We start from the raw sequence: 20,678 nt of genomic DNA on the forward strand, positions 1-20,678 counted from the left end.
CTCATAATATTTCTCCGATCCGTGTTGATATTGATTTCCCCGGCACTGAACGGCGCTGGGTTAGACGTTTCGCTACGTGGCGATCTTCGCGTAGGAGGAACGACTTTCGCGTAGCCGGACTGTGACCGTTCAGCGCGGAAGCCGTTTCACTATGGTTCTCGCCGGCCAGTCGCTTTCAGCGATCCGGCGCGAATTCAGATGGCCGAGAAGCCGCCGTCGACATTCAGCTCCATCCCGTTCACGAAGCTCGAATCGTCTGACGCAAGAAACAGCGCGACCGCCGCAATTTCCTCGGGAAGCCCCATCTTTCCCCGCGGGATCAGGGATTCGAACATCAGCTTCGCCTCTTCGGTGAGAACTTGGTCCTGCATCGGCGTGGCGATCGGCCCCGGATGCAGTACGTTCACCCGGATATTTCTGCCCTTGAGTTCGTTGAGCCAACCGCGTGCGAATGCGTGCAACGTCGCCTTGCTCGCCGCATACACGCTGTAGCCAGGAAAACCTTTGTGCGAAGCAACTGACCCGGTCATGAAGATCGATCCGCCATCGTTGAACAGCGGCAACGCCTTCTGAACTGTAAACAGCGTGCCGCGCGCATTCAGGTTGAAGGTCGCGTCGAAATGCTGCTCAGTAATCTCACCCAGTGGGACGCCTTCGCCCCAGCCGGCGCTCGCATACAGGACGTCGATCTTGCCCTTTTCTTGGCTAATTGTATCGAACAGGCGGTCGAGGTCGTCGAGATTGGATGCGTCGCCGCGCACACCGGTCACGTTCCGGCCAATCAGCTTGACGGCCTCGTCCAGCGCCTCCTGCCTCCGGCCCGTGATGAAGACATACGCACCTTCTTCAACGAACCGCTTGGCGCTCGCCAGCGCCATGCCGCTCGATCCACCCGTGATGACTGCAACCTTACCTTCAAGCTTTCCCATGATTTCTCTTTCATTTTGTCTTTGGTAGTTCGGGAACGGCCCCGAGGACCTCTACATAGGTCCGCCGGAGTCAGGCATTGAGTGCGGAAGCGCGCACATCGGTGGTGCAAAATCGATCCGGCTGGCCGGCTGACGCCAGCCGCCGACGGTTGGTGCGCGCCGCTTGGAATTGGGCCGTGCTCGTCGGCATAAGCTATGATAACCTTTCGTACTGCCGTACGATGCGTTAGATACGGGCTTTGGAAGCCGCACCGAGCGGCGCGGGAATGCACCATGATCGACTGGGATGATGTTCGCTATTTTCTTGCCGTGGCGCGCGGAGGCTCGGTGCGGGCCGCAGCCGGACGCATTGGAGTGAATCACTCGACCGTGCTGCGGCGCATCGCACAGCTCGAGGAACGCTTGGGCGCGCAGATGTTCGAAAAGCTGCCTTCGGGCTACCGCCTGACGGCTGCGGGCGAGGAGGTTCTCGAGCTCGCGAACCAGATGGAAGCGTCGTCGCACCAGCTGGAGACACGAGTCTTCGGGCGCGACCAGAGCGTGCGCGGGCTTCTGCGGGTGACGCTGGCGCCGACCCTCACGGCACACCTGCTTATGCCGGACTTCGCCGATTTCGCGCGTCTGCATCCCGAGATCGAGATGGAAATCGTGTCGTCCGGCGAGCTGGCAAATCTGACCAACCGGGAGGCCGACGTGGCGATCCGCGTCGTCTACGACCGCAAGACTCTGCCGCTTAATCTCCATGCCTTGAAGGGGCCGGATTTGTTCGGCGGCGTCTACATGTCCCGCGATTTACTGGCCGCATGGCGTGCGGGCGCGCCGGATCCGATCCGGTGGATCGTCATAAGCATGCATGGAATTCCGGACTGGGCCAGCGAGGGTGAGGTTCGCACCACGGCGGTTCCGTTCAAGACCACGGACGGCGAGGCGCAGATCGCGGCAGTACGGCAAGGGCTCGGGATCACGACACTGTCGTGCTTCGTAGGAGATGCCGACCCCCTGCTGGTGAGGGTGCCGGGCAGCGATCTGCATATGCACGGAACGCTCTGGCTTCTCACGCAGGGGGAGATACGCACGACGAAGCGCGTACGGCTCTTCACGGAGTTCATATCCCGCAGGCTTGCCGCCTACGCTCCGCTTCTTACGGGGCTGTCCATTACGCGCGACTGACGTCGACAGGCCACGTTGAAAGCGCTTGTTCGGCAATTGCCTCCAGCATGTCACGGCTGAAGCCGGCTTTCGCCTGCACCGCCATGCCGTGAAGGACAGCCAGCAGAAATGCCGCGAGCGCATCGGGTTTGGCCGTCTCCGGCAAGTCTCCTTCGGCCTTTGCCCGCTCGAAGCGTTCACGAAGCTGCGCCTCGCCAGCCGCGCGGGCATCGATCAGCGCTTGCCGCACAGGCTCCGCATCATCGGATCCGGCCAGAACCCCGTTGATGCCGAGACATCCCGTATGATCAGGATAACGTGTGTTGAGGTCGATCGCGCTGTAAAGGATGCGCTCGGCAACCTCCCGCGCTGTCGGTAGCTGAAGCGCCACGGGAAAATAGGTCAGATAACGCTCGTAATAGCGATTGAGGACTTGGCGGAAGAGCGCTTCCTTGTTGCCGAATGCGGAATAGAGGGCGGGCCTCTCGACGCCCGCAGCCTCTGTCAGGTCGGCATAGGACGCGCCCTCATAGCCTTTGCGCCAGAAGACGCATAGCGCGGCGTCGAGCACCTTCTCCACGTCAAATTCGCGATGGCGTCCCATCAACTCCGCCTCAACTTTATTTCATAATGATCATTATTAAAACGCTTGACCGTCGATGTCAAATTTCATACCGATCATTATAGTAACGAACGTTACGATAATGACATTGGTACAAAGGACGGATTCTCATGTCGAAAATATTGAAGGGCAAGGTCGCGCTTGTTACCGGCGGCTCGCGCGGGCTTGGCGCTGCCATAGCGCAGACGCTTGCCGACCAGGGGGCGGACGTTGCGATCAGCTACGCCGCGTCGGGCGAGAAGGCCGAAGCCGTGGTTGAGAAGCTGAAGGCGAAGGGCGTTCGCGCCATTGCGATCAGGGCCGACCAGGCTGACCTCACGGTCGCCAAGCCTCTGATCGATAAGGTCATCGCCGAATTTGGTAAGCTCGACATCCTCGTGAACAATGCCGGCATCGCGATCCAGGGGCACATGGTGGACGATCCAGAACTTGATGGAGACAAATACAATCGCCAATGGCAGGTCAACGTGATGGGCAGCATCGCCATCACGCGGGCGGCGGCGCCCAGACTGACCGACGGTGGCCGCATCATTTTCATCGGCTCTCGCCTTGGCTCAGTCGTGCCTTTTCCTGGAGTCGCCGACTATGCCGGAACCAAGTGGGCGCTCGCCGGCTACGCGAAGGGCATCGCGCGCGATCTTGGCCCCCGCAATATCACCGTGAACGTCGTGCAGCCCGGCATCATGCCCACGGACATGGCGGCGGAGGTTGCCGGTGAGCTTCCGAACCGTGACGCTATCCTCGACATGCATCCGATCCGCCGCATCGCAACCCTTGAAGAGGTGGCCGAAACCGTCTGCTTCCTCGCCGGACCCCATGCCGGCTACATCACCGGTGAGGCCGTGAATATGGCCGGCGGTATCGGAATCTAGGCGGAAAAAATCGAACGACGCCACTGCGGCATTGCTGTGGCGTCGCCCTGCTTAATCGGTTGTGATGATAATCTTGCCGCGTGCGCGACCTGATGCCTGATGCTCAAACGCGCCGGAAAGGCCGGACAATGGCACTTTCCGGTCGATGAGAACCTTCAGCGAGTCGGCGTCAATCGCGTCGATGACTTTTCCAAGACGGCTTCCATCCGACATATGGAAAACAAAGGTCGCCGCAACATTATGCGCCTTGGCGAGCGCTTCGTCCGGCGGCGACGAGGTGGCAAGCAGATATCCGCCGGAACGCAGAACGTTGAACGAGTGCTGCTGGGTCTCGCCGCCGATCGTGTCGAGCACGACGTCAATATCGGATAGTTTGTCGGCAAAGTTCTCCGATCGATAATCGATCACCTGGTCCGCACCGAGCCGGCGGGCGATATCGATCCCCGTTCCCGATGCCGTTGCAATCACGCGGGCGCCGATGGCGCGGGCAAACTGGATGGCAAAACTACCGACGCCGCCGGCGCCGGCATGGACAAGAACGCTCTGGCCACGCTTGAAATCCGCGATTTCAAACAGTGCCTGCCAGGCGGTTCCTGCCGCCGTAGGAATGCCCGCCGCGTCTTCGAGCGAGAGGGATGTCGGAGCGCTGACCAGATAGCCGGCTTTGACGACCGCGAATTCGGCCAATGCCCCGCCGCTTGTCGGGTCCAGGCGCGCCACGACCGGGTCACCCTTGTGCCAGCCCGTGACATCGCTACCGGTGCGTTCGATCGTGCCCGCAAGATCTGTCCCCAGGGTATAGGGGAAATTGACCGGGAAGTATGCGTGCATGAACCCGCGTTGCATCTTCACATCGAGCGGATTGAGGCTCGCCGCCCTGACGCGGACGAGAACCTCGTCGGGACCTACATCCGGCATCTGTATGTCATCAACAACCGGCGCAGCGTCATAATGAGCAATGCGGAACGCTTTCATCACGCTGCCTCCTCCGATTGGACAGGCCATGCGCCGACCTGGAACAGCCAGCCGAACCAATCTTCGAGATGCCAGGTATGTGTAAGCCTGCCATTATCGATATAGTGAAATTCATGGATCGGCATCTCGAATGATCTGCCGGTAGGCGAGATGCCGAACCATTCGCCGGTATGCGTCCCGGTAATGACGGCGCGCACGGCGGCGCGGCCCGGCGCGCCGATGATCTCATGGATATGGATATTGATGTCTGGAAAGGCCGCGACAAATTCCCGGATAAGCGGCTTCATGCCATCGCGGCCCGGCTGCTGGTGCGGGGCAAGCGGAATATCCTGCCAATCGGCCGTTACGGCTTCGTCGAGAAGATCCGGATTCCCCTCGCTGAACGCGCGGTAAAGCGTCTCCACCGCGCGTTGCTCTTCCGGCCTAAGGCCAAATATTTTCGGTTGATGTTCGGCACTTTCCATCATGGCTTTCCTTGAAGTGAGGCGATGGGAAGGATTTACCGGATCGTGCGTCATGCTTGAAATCGATATGCGATATGTGCAAGCATCCACGTCATGGATTTACATGGCATCGATCTCAATCTGCTCGTCGCCTTCGATGCCCTGATGGCCGAGCGAAGCGTGACCCGCGCCGGTGCGCGGATCGGGCGGACGCAGCCTGCCATGAGCGCCGCGCTCTCGCGGCTGCGAAACCTCTTGAAGGACGAGTTGTTCATTCGCGGGCCGAACGGTCTCCAGCCGACGCCGCGCGCGCTCGATTTGGCCGAGCCGCTCAGCCATGCGCTTGCCGAAATTCAGCGGACGCTTCAATTCACCCAAGGTTTCGATCCGCCAACCTCGACGATGAGTTTCTCCCTGGGACTCTCCGATCACCCAACTTTTGTGCTGTTGCCACGTCTGCTTGAGGCCCTGCGCGAGCAGGCGCCGGGGATAACATTGCGTATCCACAATTTCACGGCGCGGGATGACGCCATCGCCATGCTCGATTCCGGTGAAGTCGATCTCACCATCGGCGTTCCGCCTTCACCGACGGGACGAATTCTCAACCGCCCGCTTTTCCAGGAAAAATTCGTCTGCATTGTCCGCAAGGGACATCCAGCCGCTGAAGCGCCGCTGGATATCAACGCTTTTCTCCGTCTCTCTCACCTGCTGGTCTCACCCGAGAACGACCGGTTTGGCATGGTCGATGCGGCGCTGGCGAAACAGGGGTTGAAGCGGCGTCTCGCGCTGACCCTTCCGCATATGTATGCGGCGCCCGTGTTGATTGCCCGTTCCGATATGATCGCAACCTTGATGGGCGGCGTGGTATCGGCATCCGGGCACGCAGACGATCTCGTCATCCTGCCGCCGCCGCTCGACCTGGAACCAGTCCAGTTCGTCCTGTCATGGCATCGGCGAAACGACGTTCATCCCGCCCAGCGATGGTTCAGGGACTGCATCGCATCCCTTACGCTCAAGTCGCTGCATGTGTCCGGCGAGAGAGCGCCTTGACGCATAAGGCAACAATGGCAAAGAGGCCGCCAAGGATGCAGACTGCGGGCCATTGCCCGTACTGCCAGGCAATGGTTGCGAGCGCCGATCCCGTTGCGCCGCCCAGGAACATGCCGGTCATGAACACCGTGTTCAACCGGCTGCGGGCTTCAGCATCGAGCGCATAGATAATATGCTGGTTCGAGACGAGCGCGCTCTGCGCGCCAAAATCAAGTATGATCACGCCCGCGATCAGCGCAATGAGCGAGCCCCAGATACCGAATATCACCCAAGCGACAAGCGTCAGCGTGGCGCCGATCCAGACGACGAAATGGGGCCCGCGGCGGTCCGCGATCCGTCCGGCAAGCGGCGCGGCGAATATGCCGACGGCGCCTACGATGCCGAACAGGCCGGCGACATCGGCTCCGAGCTTGAAGTGCGGACTTTGCAGATAGAGCGCAAGGATCGTCCAGAAGGCCGAAAACGCGCCGAAGAGCGCCGCCTGCACCATGGTCGCGGTTCTGAGTAACGGTTCCCGGTTCCACAGATGGGCAAGCGATTTGAGGGCGGTAAGATAGCGCATGCGCGAGGCGGAGCGATGAACGGGCAAGGTCACGAACATCAGTCCGGCCGCGATGAGGGCGAGAGGCACTCCGAGCCAAAACATTTCACGCCAGCCCGCATGTTCGCCGACGAAGCCCGACAATGTCCGGCTCAGGAGAATGCCTGTAAGCAGGCCGGCCATGACCGTGCCGATGGCTGCCCCGCGTCTTTCAGGCATGGCAAGAGTTGCGGCGAAGGGGACGATCTGCGAGGCTACGGTGGCGCCGACGCCGACAATCAGCGAGCCGAACACAAGCCATCCGGCCGATGGCGCCATGGCTGTTATGGCAAGGGCAACAGCCAGCACGATGAACTGTACGACGATAAGTTTGCGACGCTGGACAAGATCGCCAAGCGGCACCAGGAAGAACAACCCCAGCGCATAACCAAGCTGCGTCGCCGTCGGAATGAGCGCTGTCGTCGGCTGGCCATGGAAATCAGCCTCGATCAGCCCCAGCATCGGCTGGTTGTAGTAGAGATTGGCAACCGCAATGCCGCACGCCGCCGCCATGGCGAAGAGGGGCGTCCTGCCGATTCCGCTGCCGGATGGCGATTGCCGATGCGCTTTCATGCCTGTTGCCTTTGTGAGACCGATTGCAGCTATCTAGATTATCGGCTTGGGGCCGTCTATCCGACACTTACGTGATGCCCTGCCTATCAAAGCGGCCGGATCGTCGTCACATAGGTCTCGAAGAAGTCCGAGAACCTCGCCACCCGTATGGGAAGCTTTTCATAGGGCGGGTAATAGAGCGTCAGCCACAGTTCGGGCGGCTGCCAACCGTTAAGGATCGGCACGAGATGGCCGGCGGTGACGGCCTCCTCGACGATGAAGAATGGCAGCAGCGCCACGCCTTCGCTATTTTCCGCAAGCCGTGCGATCAGGTCGCCGTTGTTTCCGGCGAGCACCTTGCCGGCCCGCACCTTGCGCGTTCTTCCGGCATGCGAAAGCTCCCACGTCTCCGCAAGCGCCTCCTCATCGTAAGCGATACAGGCGGCTTCGTTGAGATCGTCAGGGGTCTCCGGCGTGCCGTTGGCGGCGAGATATCCCGGAGAGGCCACCAGCATCCGGCGCACGCGGCAGATCTTGCGCCAGATGGTGGATTTGTCGCGCGGCGGCTCCGAAATGCGCACCGCAAGGTCGAAACTGTCGTTCACGATATCGATGAAGCGGTCGGTCAATGTCGCCGACACCGCGATGCCCGGATGCCCGGCGCGAAAACCGGATACCACGTCTGGCAGGATTCGCTGACCGAGCGATAGCGGCGCGTTGAGCCTGATCAACCCCGCAGCTTCGCCTTCCTCCGCCCGGACCTCTTCCGCCGCCGCGTCGAAGGCTTCGAGCAGCGGTTCGACACGCGCCGCATAGACCGCGCCCGCCGATGTCAGCGAGACCTGCCGCGTGGTGCGCAAGAGCAGTTGCACGCCGAGCCGTTCTTCGAGACCGCCGACCGCGCGGGTGACCGTCGGAGCGGTCATTGAGAGCTGCCGTGCGGCCGCGACGAAGCTTCCCTGCTTGGCGACCGTGAGGAATACCCGGATATCGTTCAAATCGTTCATCGGCCTATTATTGCACGATTTGCAATTATATCGTCAATATTATTTCTATTCTCTTCGCGGCGGTGTTCCCCCATTTTAGGCTCAGAACAAGGCGCCAGAACAAGGGTGAAGCGCGCCGGAAATTGAAGGAACACAACCATGCTCACACAGATCAAGGGCCTGCACCACGTCACCTCGCTGGCCGCCAACGCGCAAGTGAACAGCGATTTTTTCACCAGGACGCTTGGTCTCAGGCGCGTCAAGAAGACCGTCAATTTCGATGCTCCGGATGTCTATCACCTCTATTACGGCGACGAAGTGGGCACGCCCGGCTCGGTCATGACCTATTTCCCCTTTCCGCATATCGCTGCCGGCCGTCCGGGGGCTGGAGAAGTGGGAGAAACCTATTTCGCCATTCCCAGGGGATCGCTCGGCTATTGGAAGGGCCGGCTGGATACGCTGGGTGTGAAAGGGTTGCAGGAAACCGAAGTGTTCGGCGAAAAGCGGCTGCGCTTTCATGGGCCGGATAGTGACGGGTTCTCGCTGGTCGAAACCGATGACGATCGCCGCGAGGGCTGGCTGCATGATGAAATCGGCGCGGCGGAAGCGATCAAGGGTTTTCATGGCGCCAGCATGCGCCTGAAGGATGACGGCGCCACCCGTGAGCTCCTCGGTTTCATGGGTTACGAGAAAGTGGACAGCAAGGACAACTGGTCGCGCTTTGCGATTCCGGGCGGCAATGGCGCCGATTTCATCGATCTCGAAACGGTGCCGCAGGCCGGCTATGCCCGTGAGGGTGCCGGGTCCGTCCACCATATCGCCTTTGCCGTGGAAGACCGCGCCGCACAACTGGAGGTGAGAAAGGCGCTGCTCGATACCGGATACCAGGTCACGCCTGTCATCGACCGCGATTATTTCTGGGCGATCTATTTCCGCACACCCGGCGGCGTGCTGTTCGAGATCGCCACCAACGAACCGGGGTTCGACCGCGACGAAGACACCGCGCATCTCGGCGAAGCGCTGAAATTGCCGGCGCGCTACGAGCCGCATCGGGCAAAGATCGAGCAGTTGCTCGAACCGATCAAGGATTGACCGACCGTTTCGAACGACAAGCGGCGGGGCCGATTGGCCTCGTCCGCTGGAGACAAAGCCATGATCAATTCTTACGAAGCTTACAGGAAGGAACCCGCCGCCGGAGCGCCGCTGGTGTTCACATTCCACGGCACTGGCGGCAACGAGTTCCAGTTCACGAAGCTGGTGGGAGAAATTCTGCCGGATGCAGGCATCGTCTCGCCAAGGGGCGATGTTTCGGAGTTCGGCGCGCAGCGCTTTTTTCGCCGCACGGGCGAGGGCGTCTACGACATGGATGACCTTACGCTCCGCACCGAGAAAATGGCCGGCTTCATCACCGCCCACAAGGCGCAATATCCGGACCGTGCGGTCTACGGCCTCGGCTATTCGAACGGCGCCAACATTCTGGCCTCCGTCCTGTTCAAGCATCCTGAACTGTTCGACCGGGCGGCGCTCATGCATCCGCTCATTCCGTGGACGCCCGAACCGCAAGCGGGACTGAAGGGGAGGCGGATACTGATCACCGCCGGCGAGCGCGATCCGATTTGTCCGCTGCCACTCACCCAGGCGCTGGCCGGCTATTTCACGCAGCAGGAGGCTACCGTCGAGCTTAGCCTGCATTCCGGCGGCCATGAGATTCGCCAGAACGAGCTTTCGGATTTGCAGGCATTTCTGACGCGGTAGAGTTGTTCGATTCATATTGAAATGCCGGCGGGACAGTAACCCCCCTCTGCCCTGCCGGGCATCTCCCCCTCAAGGGGGGAGATTGGCCTTCATCGATGACGGCGCTTCGTTCTGCAACGGTGACGGTTTAGCGAAAGCGGTTATCACAGCCAATCTCCCCCCTTGAGGGGGAGATGTCCGGCAGGACAGAGGGGGGTGTGCCTCGCGATTCCATCAAAACATAAACCGTTCTCAATCTCGCAAGGAGTTTCCCCATGATCCTCATCCACGAAAACATGAGCCGCGGCCACACGACGAAGGGTTGGCTCGACAGCTATCACACATTCTCCTTCGGAGGCTTTCAGGACCCCACCCGGATGGGCTTCGGTCCGTTGCGTGTCATCAATGAAGATTGGATCGCGCCCGGTTCGGGCTTTTCCGAACATGGGCACGACAACATGGATATCCTCACCATGGTCCTTCAGGGAAAGCTGGAGCACCGGGACACGATGGGGAATGTCTCGACCATCGAGCCGGGTGAAATGCAGTTGATGTCGGCGGGATCAGGTCTGCGCCATCAGGAGATGAACGCGTCACAGAGCGAGACGGCGCATTTGCTGCAGATCTGGCTCATTCCTGATGTTGTGAACCGGGCGCCGCACTATCAGCACATCCGCCTGCCTGATATCGAAGAGGCTCGCGACTGGACGCTGATCGCCGGCGGCCGCTCCGGCGAGGCGCCGCTTACCCTTCTTTCCGACAGCAGGGTGTCGATCGCCTATCCAAGAGACGGCGACATGAGCACCATCCCCGTCGCCGCCGGGCGGCTCGTCTTCGTTCATATCGTCGAAGGCTTGGCAAGGATCGGAGATGAGGACTTGAGAACCGGCGACGGGCTCCAGATTGCCGATGCGACCGTTCCGGAAATCGAATGGCTGACGGACGGTAAAGCGCTTCTCTTCGATATGCCGCGTTGAGGAGCAGAGAAAACCTTTTCTCACTTGACATGCGCTCAGAGAAAAGGTTTTCTCACCATAAGTTGATGGAGGCAGGACTGAATCTGGAGGAAGGGAAAAAGGGACGGATCACCATCCGTGACGTTGCCGCCGCTGCGGGTGTCAGCATATCGACGGCGTCGAAGGCGCTCAACGGTATCGGTCGCATGGGCGAGGAAACCCGGGAGCGGGTAAAGCGCGTCGCAAGGGAGATTGGCTTCCGGCCCAATGCGCTGGCGCGGGGCCTTCTCAGCAAGCGCAGCTTCACCATCGGCCTGTTGACCAACGACACTTATGGGCGTTTCACCCTGCCTGTCATGGCCGGTATTTCCGAAGCGCTCGTCGATCACGGCGTTTCAGTCTTTCTGTGCGCCATCGAGGATGATCCGGCGCTGGGCCAGATCCATGTCGAAGCCATGCTCGACAAGCAGGTGGACGGCATCATCGCATCGGGCAAGCGGCTCGATAGGTCCCTTCCGGTCGACCTCTCGAACCTGCCGGTGCCGGTGGTCTATGCCTATACCGAAGGGCCGCCGGATAGCGTGATCTTCCGCTCGGACGATGCGCAGGGTGCGCGGCTCGCGGTCGAATGGTTGGTGAAGCTTGGGCGCCGCCGCATTGCCCACATCACCGGGCCGGAGAGCTTCTTCTCGGTGCGCGAGCGCGCCGGCGCCTACGCGCAAATCGCGGGCGATGCGGAGCCGGTGATGTACGGGATATGGGCGGAAAGCTGGGGCCGGGAGGCGGTTGCGCAGATTTGGAGCAGGAGCGGCGAAAAGCCGGATGCCATCTTCTGCGGCAATGACCAGATCGCCCGCGGCGTCATCGATGCCCTGCGTGAACGGGCCATCCGGGTGCCGGAGGATGTGTCGGTCGTCGGTTTCGACAATTGGGAGATCATGGCGGAACAAACGCGACCGCCGCTGACCTCGGTGGACATGGGATTGAAGGCGCTGGGGCGCGAGGCGGGTTTGACCATCCTTGCGTTGGCGGAAGGAAAGCCGGTGGAGGCGGGTGTGAGGAAACTACCGTGCCATCTCGTGGTGCGGGAGTCGTGTGGAGGTAGTTTGGAGGATTAGCGCTGCGTGCGCTGGAATGCCCCTCATCCCCTGCCGGACCTTCTGCCCGCGTGCGGGGAGAAGGAGGAGGCGGCAACGTCGATGCCTCCCTCTCCCCGTTCTTCACGGGGAGAGGGTAAGGGTGAGGGGCAAATAGCAGGCAGCGTGAGGAATATGGTTTGGCGCGGGAGGCGCGCCATTTTGGGAGGGAATATCAATGATCAAGCGTTTATTGGCGACGAGTGCCGTCGCAACTTTTTGCTTCATGTCGGGGGCATCAGCCGCCGAGACAATAGAAATGTGGGTTCGCACCGGCGTCGGCGATTCCTTCAAGAAGGTGGTGGAGGCCTACAACGCCAGCCACGAAAACAAGGTCACGGCGACGGAAGTGCCCTTTTCCGAGCTGGTGCAGAAATATGCAACAGCCATCGCCGGCGGTCAGGCGCCCGATGCGCTTTCGATGGATTTGATCTATACGCCGGCCTTCGCCGCTGCGGGCCAGCTGGAAGACTTGACCGACTGGGCCAAGCAGCTTCCCTATTTCAATTCGCTGTCGCCGTCCCACGTCAAGCTCGGCACCTATCAGGATCGCATTTACGGCTTGCCGCTTTCTGTGGAGACCTCGGTTTTCGCCTGGAACAAGGGCCTGTACAAGCAGGCGGGGCTCGATCCTGAAAAGGCACCGGCAAGCTGGCAGGAGATCGAGGTCAATGCGGAAAAAATCCGCAAGCTTGGCGACGATACCTATGGCTTCTATTTCTCCGGCGGCGCTTGCGGCGGCTGCATGATCTTCACCTTCACGCCGCTGGTCTGGGGATCGGGCGCGGATATTCTCTCCGCCGACGGCAAGACGGCGACGCTCGACACGCCGCAGATGCGCAAGGCGGTGGATGCCTATCGCAGCATGGTCAAGAAGGACCTGGTTCCGCCAAGTGCCGCGACCGACAATGGCACGAACTTCCTCAGCTTCAATAATGGCAAGATCGGCCAGCAAAGCCTCGGCGCCTTCGCCATCGGCACGCTGGTGACAGAATACCCCGACATCGATTTCGGCGTCACGCTCATTCCCGGCATCGATGGCGGCACGTCTTCCTTTGCCGGCGGGGATAATTTCGTCATCACCAAGGGCACCAAAAAGCTCGATGCGGTGAAGGAATTCCTCGAATATGTCTATTCGCTTGAAGGCCAGAAGGTGATGGCGAAATATGGCAGCCTGCCCACGCGCGGCGATATTGCGGAGGAGGCATTGAAGGGCCTCGATCCGCGCATGCAGGTTGGCCTCAAGGCGATTGCTGTCGCCAGGACGCCCTACACGCTGCAGTTCAACGACCTGATCAACAGCGCCAACGGGCCATGGGCGACGTTCACCAACGCCGCGATCTATGGCGACGACGTGGATGGCGCGTTCGCGAATGCCCAGGGCGAGATGCAGGCGATCATCGATAGCGGGCAGTGACGTAACGCCGACGCCCTCCTTCCCCCTTGCGGGGAAGGTGCCCGCGGAGCGGGCGGATGGGGGTGGTGACGATTACACCACTGCTGAAGACCGTCGCGCAAACGTCACCACCCCCACCCGACCCTTCGGGCCACCCTCCCCGCAAGGGGGAGGGAGCGCGCGAAACCCACCCGGAGCATCAAATGACCGATCCCGGTCAAAACCAATCCACCCGCAAACGCCGGAGCGCCACCCAATGGCGAGGCCTGCTCTACATCGCCCCGGCGATGGCGCTCGTCATCGTCTTCTTCGTGGTGCCGGTTCTCTTCACCGGATGGATGAGCCTGCACAACTGGCCGCTGATGGGCACGCAACGCTGGATCGGATTTAACAATTACATCCGCATGGCCAACGACGCCCGCTTCATGTCGGCGTTGCGCTTCACCGCCTACTATACGATCATCGTCACCATCGCCATTTTCGCCATCGCCTTTCCGCTCGCTATCTTCGTGGAAAAGCAACGCCGTTTCGTCGGCACCTATCGCACCATCATCTTCCTGCCCGTCGTCATCGGTCTTGCCACAGCATCGCTCCTCTGGGTGTGGCTCGCCAATGTCGATAGCGGCTTCATCGGCCCTGCCCTCAAGGCGCTTGGTCTCGTCGAGCGCAGCCCGAACCTGCTGGCAAGCTTTGACAGCGCATTCCTCACGATCATCATCATGGTGGTATGGAAGATCGCCGGCTTCACCATGATCATCCTTCTGACTGGTCTGCAGGCGATACCGGTCGAGCTGACCGAAGCGGCGCGGATCGATGGCGCGGGGCGCTGGCAGCGCTTCCGCCATCTCACCCTGCCGCTGATGCGCCGCACGATCGCGCTGGCGCTGATCATTTCAGTGACAGGCTCGATCCTCGCCTTCGACCAGTTCTATATCATGACATCGGGTGGCCCGCAGAACCGGATGATCTCCGTCGTCTATTACATCTTCAACCAGTCCTTCGTGTCGTTCAATCTGGGCTATGGCGCGGCGCTTTCCATCGCGCTTCTGGTCATTCTGATGCTGATCAGCATCGCTCAGCTCCGGCTCCTGAAGATCGGGGAGGAACGGCCATGAGCAACAAAAGCATGAACGATCCCCTTCACCCGCGTCCTTCGAGGCTCGCTTCGCTCGCACCTCAGGATGAGGGTGAAGGGGCGCGGCGCTCAAATACCTTGGAGGGTGAAGGGCAGCTGCGCCTTAGTAGCCCTCATGGTGAGGTGCGAAATGGAGCGAAGCGGAATGAAGCCTCGAACCACGAGGGCGCCTGGCTCCGATTTAAAAGGGCTAAGACACTGCGCAAAAACTTCGCCTATCACGGCGCGGGTCTTGCCATCGCGCTCTTCTTCCTCGCGCCGCTCGCCGTCACCCTGCTCGCCTCGTTCAGGCACGGCACGGAAGCGCGCCAGCCGGCGATTCCGCCCTGGCCGACAAACGGCTTCAGCCTCGACTCCTATCGTTCGCTCGATAGTTTCGGGGCTGGCGTCTGGCAGCACACGGTCAATTCGCTTGCCGTGTCACTGGCGACAGTGGTGCTGACGGTCGCGGTCAGCCTGCTCGCGGGCTATGGCTTTTCGCGCTATCGCTTCCCGCTGAAGAACGTCTTGTTCGTGCTTGTTATCGCAACGCTGATGATCCCGTTCCAGTCGATCCTGACGCCGCTGTTCATCATCCTCGCCAAGCTCGGCCTCAATAATTCGCTGGTTGGGCTGACGCTCGTCTATGTGACGCTGCAACTCCCCTTCTCGGTCTTCATGATGCGCAACGCCTTCGATGCCGTGCCGAAGGAGATCGAGGAAGCGGCGCGGATCGACGGCGCGCGAGATCTCATGCTGCTCGTCCGCGTCCTGCTGCCACTGGTGCTGCCGGGCGTGGCGACCGTCGCGATCTTCGCTTTCCTCAACGCTTGGAACGAGTTCCTTGCCGCCCTCGTGCTCTTGTCGAGCAATGAGAAATATACGCTACCCGTTCTGATGATGGCGGTGCGCGCAGGGCGTCTGGGCGCGATCAACTGGGGGGCGGTGCAGGCGGGCGTCGCCGTCATGACGATCCCCTGCCTCATCGTTTTCCTGGCGTTGCAACGCTATTACATGCGCGGGCTCATGGCCGGCGCGGTCAAATAACTCTCGAATAAAATGGACAAGCCATGACCAAGCTGAAAAGAGACCGCCAGTTCCGCCCCTTGCCCGTCCCGAACGTCGAGATTGCGGGCTTGTTCGGCGACCGGCAGGATGCCATCTGCGAGTCGACCGCCGAAACGCTTCTCGACCGCTGCGTCGAGGCGGGCATGGTGGACGCAATCGACATGAGCCAGCCTAGCCCCGGCATCGTCATCCCCATCCAGCCATGGGGCGGCACGACGCAGATGTTTTGGGACAGCGATCTCGGAAAATCCATCGAGACCGTCGCCTATTCGCTGTACCGCAGGCCGAATCCCGCTCTGGAAGCCCGTGTAGACGCGATCATCGACAAGTATGAGCAGATGCAGGACGAGGACGGTTACCTCAACGCATGGTTCCAGCGCGTGCAGCCCGACCGCCGCTGGACCAACCTCCGCGATCATCACGAACTCTATTGCGGCGGCCATCTGATCGAAGGCGCGGTCGCTTATTTTCAAGCGACCGGCAAGCGCAAGCTGCTCGATATCATGTGCCGCTACACCGATTACCTGATCACCGTCTTCGGCCATGGCGAAGGGCAGCTTCGCGGCTATTGCGGCCATGAGGAAATCGAGCTGGCGCTGGTCAAGCTCGCCCGCGTGACGGGGCAGAAGAAATATCTCGACCTATCCAAATTCTTCATCGACGAGCGTGGAACGCAGCCGCATTTCTTCGATGAGGAGGCTGCTCGCGATGGTCGCAAGCCTGAGGATTTCATCCAGAAGACCTATGAATACGGCCAGGCGCATCTGCCGGTGCGCGAGCAGAAAAAGGTCGTCGGCCATGCCGTCCGCGCCATGTATCTTTATTCCGGCATGGCGGATATCGCCACGGAATATAATGACGACAGCCTGACCTCCGCGCTCGATACGCTCTGGGACGACCTGACGACCAAGCAGATGTACATAACCGGCGGCATCGGCCCGGCGGCCTCGAACGAGGGCTTCACCGATTATTACGACCTGCCCAACGAAAGCGCCTATGCGGAAACCTGCGCTTCCGTCGGCCTCGTCTTCTGGGCCAACCGGATGCTTGGACGCGGGCCAAACCGGCGCTATGCCGATATCATGGAGCAGGCGCTCTATAATGGCGCTATGGCCGGCCTGTCGCTCGACGGCAAAACCTTCTTTTATGAAAACCCGCTGGAAAGCGCCGGCAAGCATCACCGCTGGACCTGGCATCACTGCCCCTGCTGCCCGCCGAACATCGCGCGCCTGCTGGCCTCCATCGGTTCCTATATGTATGCCGTGGCCGAGGATGAGATCGCCGTGCATCTTTACGGGGAAAGCAAGGCCAAGTTCGAGATCGGAGGTGCCAAGGTCGAGCTGGCGCAGAAGACGCGCTATCCTTGGAATGGCGCCATAAGGTTCGAGATTTCGACGGACAGACCCGCCCGCTTCGCCCTGTCGCTGCGCATCCCCGGCTGGGCGGACGGCGCCTCGATCAAGATCAATGGCGAGACGCTCGATCTTTCGTCGGTAACGGTCGAGGGCTATGCGCGCATCGAACGCGAATGGAAGACTGGCGACCACATCGATCTCGACATCCCTCTCATTCCGCGCGCGCTTTTCACCAATCCGCTGGTGCGCCAGAATGCGGGCCGCGCCGCGCTGATGCGCGGGCCGCTGGTCTATTGCGCGGAAGGCGTCGACAATGGCGAAGGCCTCAATGCCATTGAACTGACCGGTGATGTCGCGAATGCGGAAACCGCCGAAATCCCCGAATTGCGCGGCGCGGTCGCCTTGGATGTCCCGGCCACGCGCGACAAGGCCGATTGGGGCGATGTGCTCTATCGCGCCGCTCCGCCGGAAAACCAGGAGACGACGGCGCGCTTTGTCCCCTATCCTTTCTGGGACAACCGGGCGCCCGGCGAAATGCTTGTCTGGATGCGGGCGGGGAATTTGAACCGTGGATAAAATGGCCGAAACCGGTGTTATACTCAAGGATATCCGCAAGAGCTTCGGCAATGTGGATGTCATCCATGGCGTCAATCTCGCCATAAAGGAGGGGTCATTCGTGGTTTTCGTCGGCCCTTCCGGTTGCGGAAAATCCACGCTCCTTCGCATGATCGCCGGGCTTGAGGAAGTCAGCGATGGCGAGATCGAAATCAACGGGCGCGATGTCACCGATCTCGATCCATCGGAGCGCGGCATCGCCATGGTCTTCCAGTCCTATGCGCTTTATCCGCATATGAGCGTGCGGGAAAACCTCGCCTTTGGCCTCAAGATGGCACGGACTGGGCGCGAGGAGATCGAGGCGCGCGTCAATTCCGCTGCCTCCATCCTGAAGATCGACCACCTTCTCGACCGCCGCCCGGGACAGCTTTCGGGCGGCCAGCGCCAGCGCGTCGCGATCGGTCGGGCGATCGTGCGCAAGCCCGATGTGTTCCTCTTCGATGAGCCCCTGTCCAATCTCGACGCGGAACTGCGCGTCTCCATGCGCGTCGAGATCGCCCGGCTGCATCGCGAGCTTGGCAACACGATGATCTATGTCACCCACGACCAGACGGAGGCGATGACGCTTGCCGACAATATCGTCGTGCTGCGCAATGGCCGGATCGAACAGCAGGGAAGCCCGCGCGAGGTCTATGAAAATCCCGCCAACACCTTCGTCGCCGGCTTCATCGGTTCGCCGCGCATGAACCTTCTCGATGCCAAATGGATCGGAAACGATCATATTGAATTGGCCGGCGGCAAGATCGCATCGCCGCTCATGGCGCAGAGGCTGCAGGACGGGGAGAAGATCACGTTCGGCATTCGGCCTGAAAATCTGGCCGTCGTTGAAAATTCCGGAGAGGCGATCCCGGCAAAAGTGGATTTTGCCGAATATCTGGGCGGTACTCAATATCTCTATTGCCAGCTCGATGACGGCCAGCCGCTCGTTGCGGAATATAGGGCCGGTGCGCCGATCGAGGCAGGAAGAAGGATCGGGCTTAGCTGTGCCGCCGCCGATCATCGCATCTTTGAAGCGTCAGGTGCGCGGATAAGATAGGCTGGATGTCGTCTAACCGGCAGTTGGAGCATTTCATTTTTACACGGAAACACCTATGCGCCCTTCACCCCCGTGGTTCGAGGCTTGGCTCACGCTCGCACCTCACCATGAGGGTGAAGGGTTGCGACGCCGCAGTAGCCCTCATCCTGAGGTGCGTAGTGAAGCGAAGCGGAACGAAGCCTCGAAGGGCGAGGGCGCTTGGCGATTCCATCAAAACATGAACCGCTCTAAAGACCGTAGAGTACCGTGCGCCCATGGGGCGCACGGTTTTAGGCTATCTTACTTGAACAGGCTCGGTAGCCAAAGCGACAGGCCCGGTATGTAAGTGACGAGCAGAAGCACCGCGACGCTTGCGCCGAAGAAGGGCCAGATGGTGCGCATCGCTTCGCGGATCGTGATGCCGCCGACAGCGCAGCCGACGAACAGCACTGTGCCGACCGGCGGGGTGTTGAGGCCGATGCCTGCGTTAAGGATCATCACAACGCCGAAATGCACCGGATCGACGCCGAAAGCCTTGGCCACCGGCAGAAGCACCGGCGTTGAGATGATGACGAGCGGCGCCATGTCCATGAAAGTGCCGAGCATCAACAGCACTATGTTGATGAGCAGCAGCACGATGATCGGATTGTCCGAGACGGCGCCGATTACACTGACCAGAACCTGTTGCACCTGCAGGAACGACATCAGCCAGCTGAAAGAGGCAGCCGCGCCGATGACGAGCAGCACCATCGCCGTTGTGCGTACAGCGCCGAGGACCGCTTCGACGAAGCCGCGCCAGTCCAGTTCGCGATAGACGAAGAGCGCCACCAGCAGGGCATAGAACACCGCGATGCAGGAGCTTTCCGTGGCGGTGAAGATGCCGGAGCGAACGCCGCCGAAAATGATGCCGATCAGGAGCAGGCCCGGAAACGAGGCGAGCAGATAATAGCCGAGGCGGCTGAAGCCTGGGAATGGCTCCGAAGGATAGCCGCGCCGGCGGGCGACGATATAGGCCGTTACCATCAGCGCTCCGGCGAGCAGCAGCCCAGGCACGACGCCGGCGGTGAACAGGTCGGCGACCGAGACGTTACCGCCGGCCGCGATCGAATAGAGGATCATGTTGTGCGAAGGCGGGATCATCAGGGCGATGATCGCGGCGTTGACCGTGACGTTGACGGCATAGCTGCGGTCGTAGCCGCGCGCCGCCATCTGCGGGATCATCAGGCCGCCCACGGCGGAGGCATCGGCGACGGCCGAGCCGGAGATGCCGCCGAAAAGCGTCGAAGCGACGATGTTGACCTGGCCCAACCCGCCGCGCAGATGCCCGACGAGGCCGGCGGCAAAACGGATAAGGCGATCAGCGATGCCACCACGCACCATCAAATCGCCGGCGAAGATGAAGAACGGGATCGCCATCATGGCGAACACGCTCATGCCGGAGTTCATCTGCTGGAAGACGACGATGGGCGGCAGGCCCAGGTACAGAACCGTCGCAAGCGAGGCGATGCCGAGGCAAAAGGCGATGGGTACGCCGAAGGCCATCAGTGCGACGAAGGTGCCGAAGAGAACCGTATAAGCCATCACGCGGCCTCCTGCACAATTACATTGGCGGCAACGGCCTGAGAACCGGCGGCCACATCAGCGAAGCGTTCGGCGGCGAACAGCGAAATCAGCAAGCCACCTATGATCATCGGGAAGAAGTCAACGCCACCCGGCCAGCCGAGCACAGGGATAGTCGCGGTCCAGGTCCCGGCGGCGAGCTTGACCGAATAAAAGGTCATGGCCAGCCCAAAGAGGATGATTAACCCGAGTCCGATGAGATCCATGATCCTCTGTATCGCCGGGGAGGCGGCGTGGCGGACGAAATCCAGGCCAAGATGCACGCTTTCCCGTACACCCACGGCCGCGCCCAGCATGATGAACCACGACATCAGCCGCAGTGACAGCGGCTCTGCCCAACTGGGCGTGTCGTTGAGCATGTAACGGGCGAAAACCTGCCAGCCGACAATCGCCGTCATGGCGACGATCCCAGCGCCGGCGGTATAGAGAGACGCTCGGCTGAGCCAGGCAAGCGTGGGCCGGACGGTTTGCATGAAATGCGACATTGCCTTTCCTCCAGAGGCTCGGGCCT

General features: G+C 60.9%; 20 protein-coding genes. 12 read left to right on the forward strand and 8 right to left on the reverse strand.

Going from position 1 to position 20,678, the window contains the following annotated elements:
* Positions 1-194 precede the first annotated feature (194 nt).
* A complete protein-coding gene (locus C7477_RS00710; RefSeq protein ID WP_110747633.1) occupies positions 195-929 on the reverse strand; it encodes an SDR family NAD(P)-dependent oxidoreductase in 735 nt (244 codons plus the stop codon).
* Between the two features lie 273 nt (positions 930-1,202).
* Here C7477_RS00710 and C7477_RS00715 point away from each other — a divergent pair, with 273 nt between their 5' ends.
* Positions 1,203-2,099 carry a LysR family transcriptional regulator gene (locus tag C7477_RS00715; protein ID WP_110747636.1) on the forward strand — a complete coding sequence of 299 codons (897 nt, stop codon included), beginning with the start codon at positions 1,203-1,205 and terminating at the stop codon, positions 2,097-2,099.
* Here C7477_RS00715 and C7477_RS00720 read toward each other — a convergent pair.
* Positions 2,086-2,682: a TetR/AcrR family transcriptional regulator gene (locus C7477_RS00720; protein WP_110747641.1), complete on the reverse strand. Its 597-nt coding sequence runs from the start codon at positions 2,680-2,682 to the stop codon at positions 2,086-2,088. The genes C7477_RS00715 and C7477_RS00720 overlap by 14 nt on opposite strands.
* A gap of 128 nt (positions 2,683-2,810) precedes the next feature.
* Between C7477_RS00720 and C7477_RS00725 the strand changes: the two genes are divergently transcribed.
* Positions 2,811-3,572 carry an SDR family NAD(P)-dependent oxidoreductase gene (locus C7477_RS00725; RefSeq protein ID WP_110747644.1) on the forward strand — a complete coding sequence of 254 codons (762 nt, stop codon included), beginning with the start codon at positions 2,811-2,813 and terminating at the stop codon, positions 3,570-3,572.
* Positions 3,573-3,623: 51 nt separating this feature from the next.
* On the opposite strand, the gene C7477_RS00730 is transcribed toward C7477_RS00725, so the two are convergent.
* A complete protein-coding gene (locus tag C7477_RS00730; protein ID WP_110747647.1) occupies positions 3,624-4,547 on the reverse strand; it encodes an NADP-dependent oxidoreductase in 924 nt (307 codons plus the stop codon).
* Entirely contained in the window at positions 4,547-5,014 is a 468-nt protein-coding gene (locus tag C7477_RS00735) for an ester cyclase (RefSeq protein ID WP_342633254.1), read from the reverse strand. The genes C7477_RS00730 and C7477_RS00735 overlap by 1 nt, the downstream gene beginning before the upstream one ends.
* A gap of 90 nt (positions 5,015-5,104) precedes the next feature.
* Here C7477_RS00735 and C7477_RS00740 point away from each other — a divergent pair, with 90 nt between their 5' ends.
* On the forward strand, positions 5,105-6,040 hold the full coding sequence (locus tag C7477_RS00740; RefSeq protein ID WP_110747653.1) for a LysR family transcriptional regulator: 936 nt from the start codon (positions 5,105-5,107) through the stop codon (positions 6,038-6,040).
* On the opposite strand, the gene C7477_RS00745 is transcribed toward C7477_RS00740, so the two are convergent.
* Together C7477_RS00745 and C7477_RS00750 are read right to left on the reverse strand one after the other, a co-directional pair.
* The gene (locus C7477_RS00745) at positions 6,003-7,193 is read right to left on the reverse strand and encodes an MFS transporter (RefSeq protein ID WP_110747656.1); all 1,191 of its coding nucleotides are present in this window, start codon (positions 7,191-7,193) and stop codon (positions 6,003-6,005) included. The genes C7477_RS00740 and C7477_RS00745 overlap by 38 nt on opposite strands.
* Positions 7,194-7,279: 86 nt before the next feature.
* Positions 7,280-8,179, reverse strand: coding sequence for a LysR family transcriptional regulator (locus tag C7477_RS00750; RefSeq protein WP_110747659.1), 900 nt, complete (start codon positions 8,177-8,179; stop codon positions 7,280-7,282).
* A 138-nt stretch (positions 8,180-8,317) separates the two neighbouring features.
* On the opposite strand from C7477_RS00750, the gene C7477_RS00755 reads away from it, so the two are divergent.
* The 9 genes from C7477_RS00755 (at position 8,318) to C7477_RS00800 (ending at position 18,568) form a co-directional block, all read left to right on the forward strand.
* Complete coding sequence (locus tag C7477_RS00755; RefSeq protein WP_110747662.1) at positions 8,318-9,250, forward strand: VOC family protein; 933 nt, start codon at positions 8,318-8,320, stop codon at positions 9,248-9,250.
* Between the two features lie 60 nt (positions 9,251-9,310).
* Positions 9,311-9,913: an alpha/beta hydrolase gene (locus C7477_RS00760; protein WP_110747665.1), complete on the forward strand. Its 603-nt coding sequence runs from the start codon at positions 9,311-9,313 to the stop codon at positions 9,911-9,913.
* 254 nt (positions 9,914-10,167) lie between these two features.
* Positions 10,168-10,869 (forward strand): pirin family protein, encoded by a 702-nt coding sequence (locus C7477_RS00770; protein WP_110747668.1) that lies wholly within the window; start codon positions 10,168-10,170, stop codon positions 10,867-10,869.
* 65 nt (positions 10,870-10,934) lie between these two features.
* Positions 10,935-11,966: a LacI family DNA-binding transcriptional regulator gene (locus tag C7477_RS00775; RefSeq protein WP_245411678.1), complete on the forward strand. Its 1,032-nt coding sequence runs from the start codon at positions 10,935-10,937 to the stop codon at positions 11,964-11,966.
* Between the two features lie 196 nt (positions 11,967-12,162).
* Positions 12,163-13,401: an ABC transporter substrate-binding protein gene (locus tag C7477_RS00780; protein ID WP_110747675.1), complete on the forward strand. Its 1,239-nt coding sequence runs from the start codon at positions 12,163-12,165 to the stop codon at positions 13,399-13,401.
* A gap of 182 nt (positions 13,402-13,583) precedes the next feature.
* Positions 13,584-14,495 (forward strand): carbohydrate ABC transporter permease, encoded by a 912-nt coding sequence (locus C7477_RS00785; RefSeq protein WP_110747678.1) that lies wholly within the window; start codon positions 13,584-13,586, stop codon positions 14,493-14,495.
* A complete protein-coding gene (locus C7477_RS00790; protein ID WP_245411679.1) occupies positions 14,492-15,541 on the forward strand; it encodes a carbohydrate ABC transporter permease in 1,050 nt (349 codons plus the stop codon). The genes C7477_RS00785 and C7477_RS00790 overlap by 4 nt, the downstream gene beginning before the upstream one ends.
* 23 nt (positions 15,542-15,564) lie before the next feature.
* Positions 15,565-17,493, forward strand: coding sequence for a glycoside hydrolase family 127 protein (locus C7477_RS00795; RefSeq protein WP_110747681.1), 1,929 nt, complete (start codon positions 15,565-15,567; stop codon positions 17,491-17,493).
* A 1-nt stretch (position 17,494) separates the two neighbouring features.
* Positions 17,495-18,568 carry an ABC transporter ATP-binding protein gene (locus tag C7477_RS00800; RefSeq protein WP_110747684.1) on the forward strand — a complete coding sequence of 358 codons (1,074 nt, stop codon included), beginning with the start codon at positions 17,495-17,497 and terminating at the stop codon, positions 18,566-18,568.
* 279 nt (positions 18,569-18,847) lie between these two features.
* Here C7477_RS00800 and C7477_RS00805 read toward each other — a convergent pair whose 3' ends face one another.
* Together C7477_RS00805 and C7477_RS00810 are read right to left on the reverse strand one after the other, a co-directional pair.
* A complete protein-coding gene (locus C7477_RS00805; protein ID WP_110747687.1) occupies positions 18,848-20,128 on the reverse strand; it encodes a TRAP transporter large permease in 1,281 nt (426 codons plus the stop codon).
* Positions 20,128-20,652, reverse strand: coding sequence for a TRAP transporter small permease (locus C7477_RS00810; protein WP_110747690.1), 525 nt, complete (start codon positions 20,650-20,652; stop codon positions 20,128-20,130). Before C7477_RS00810 ends, C7477_RS00805 begins: the two co-directional genes overlap by 1 nt.
* Positions 20,653-20,678 lie beyond the last annotated feature (26 nt).

It is taken from the genome of Paramesorhizobium leguminum, assembly GCF_003217235.1.
Lineage (GTDB): Bacteria > Pseudomonadota > Alphaproteobacteria > Rhizobiales > Rhizobiaceae > Paramesorhizobium > Paramesorhizobium leguminum.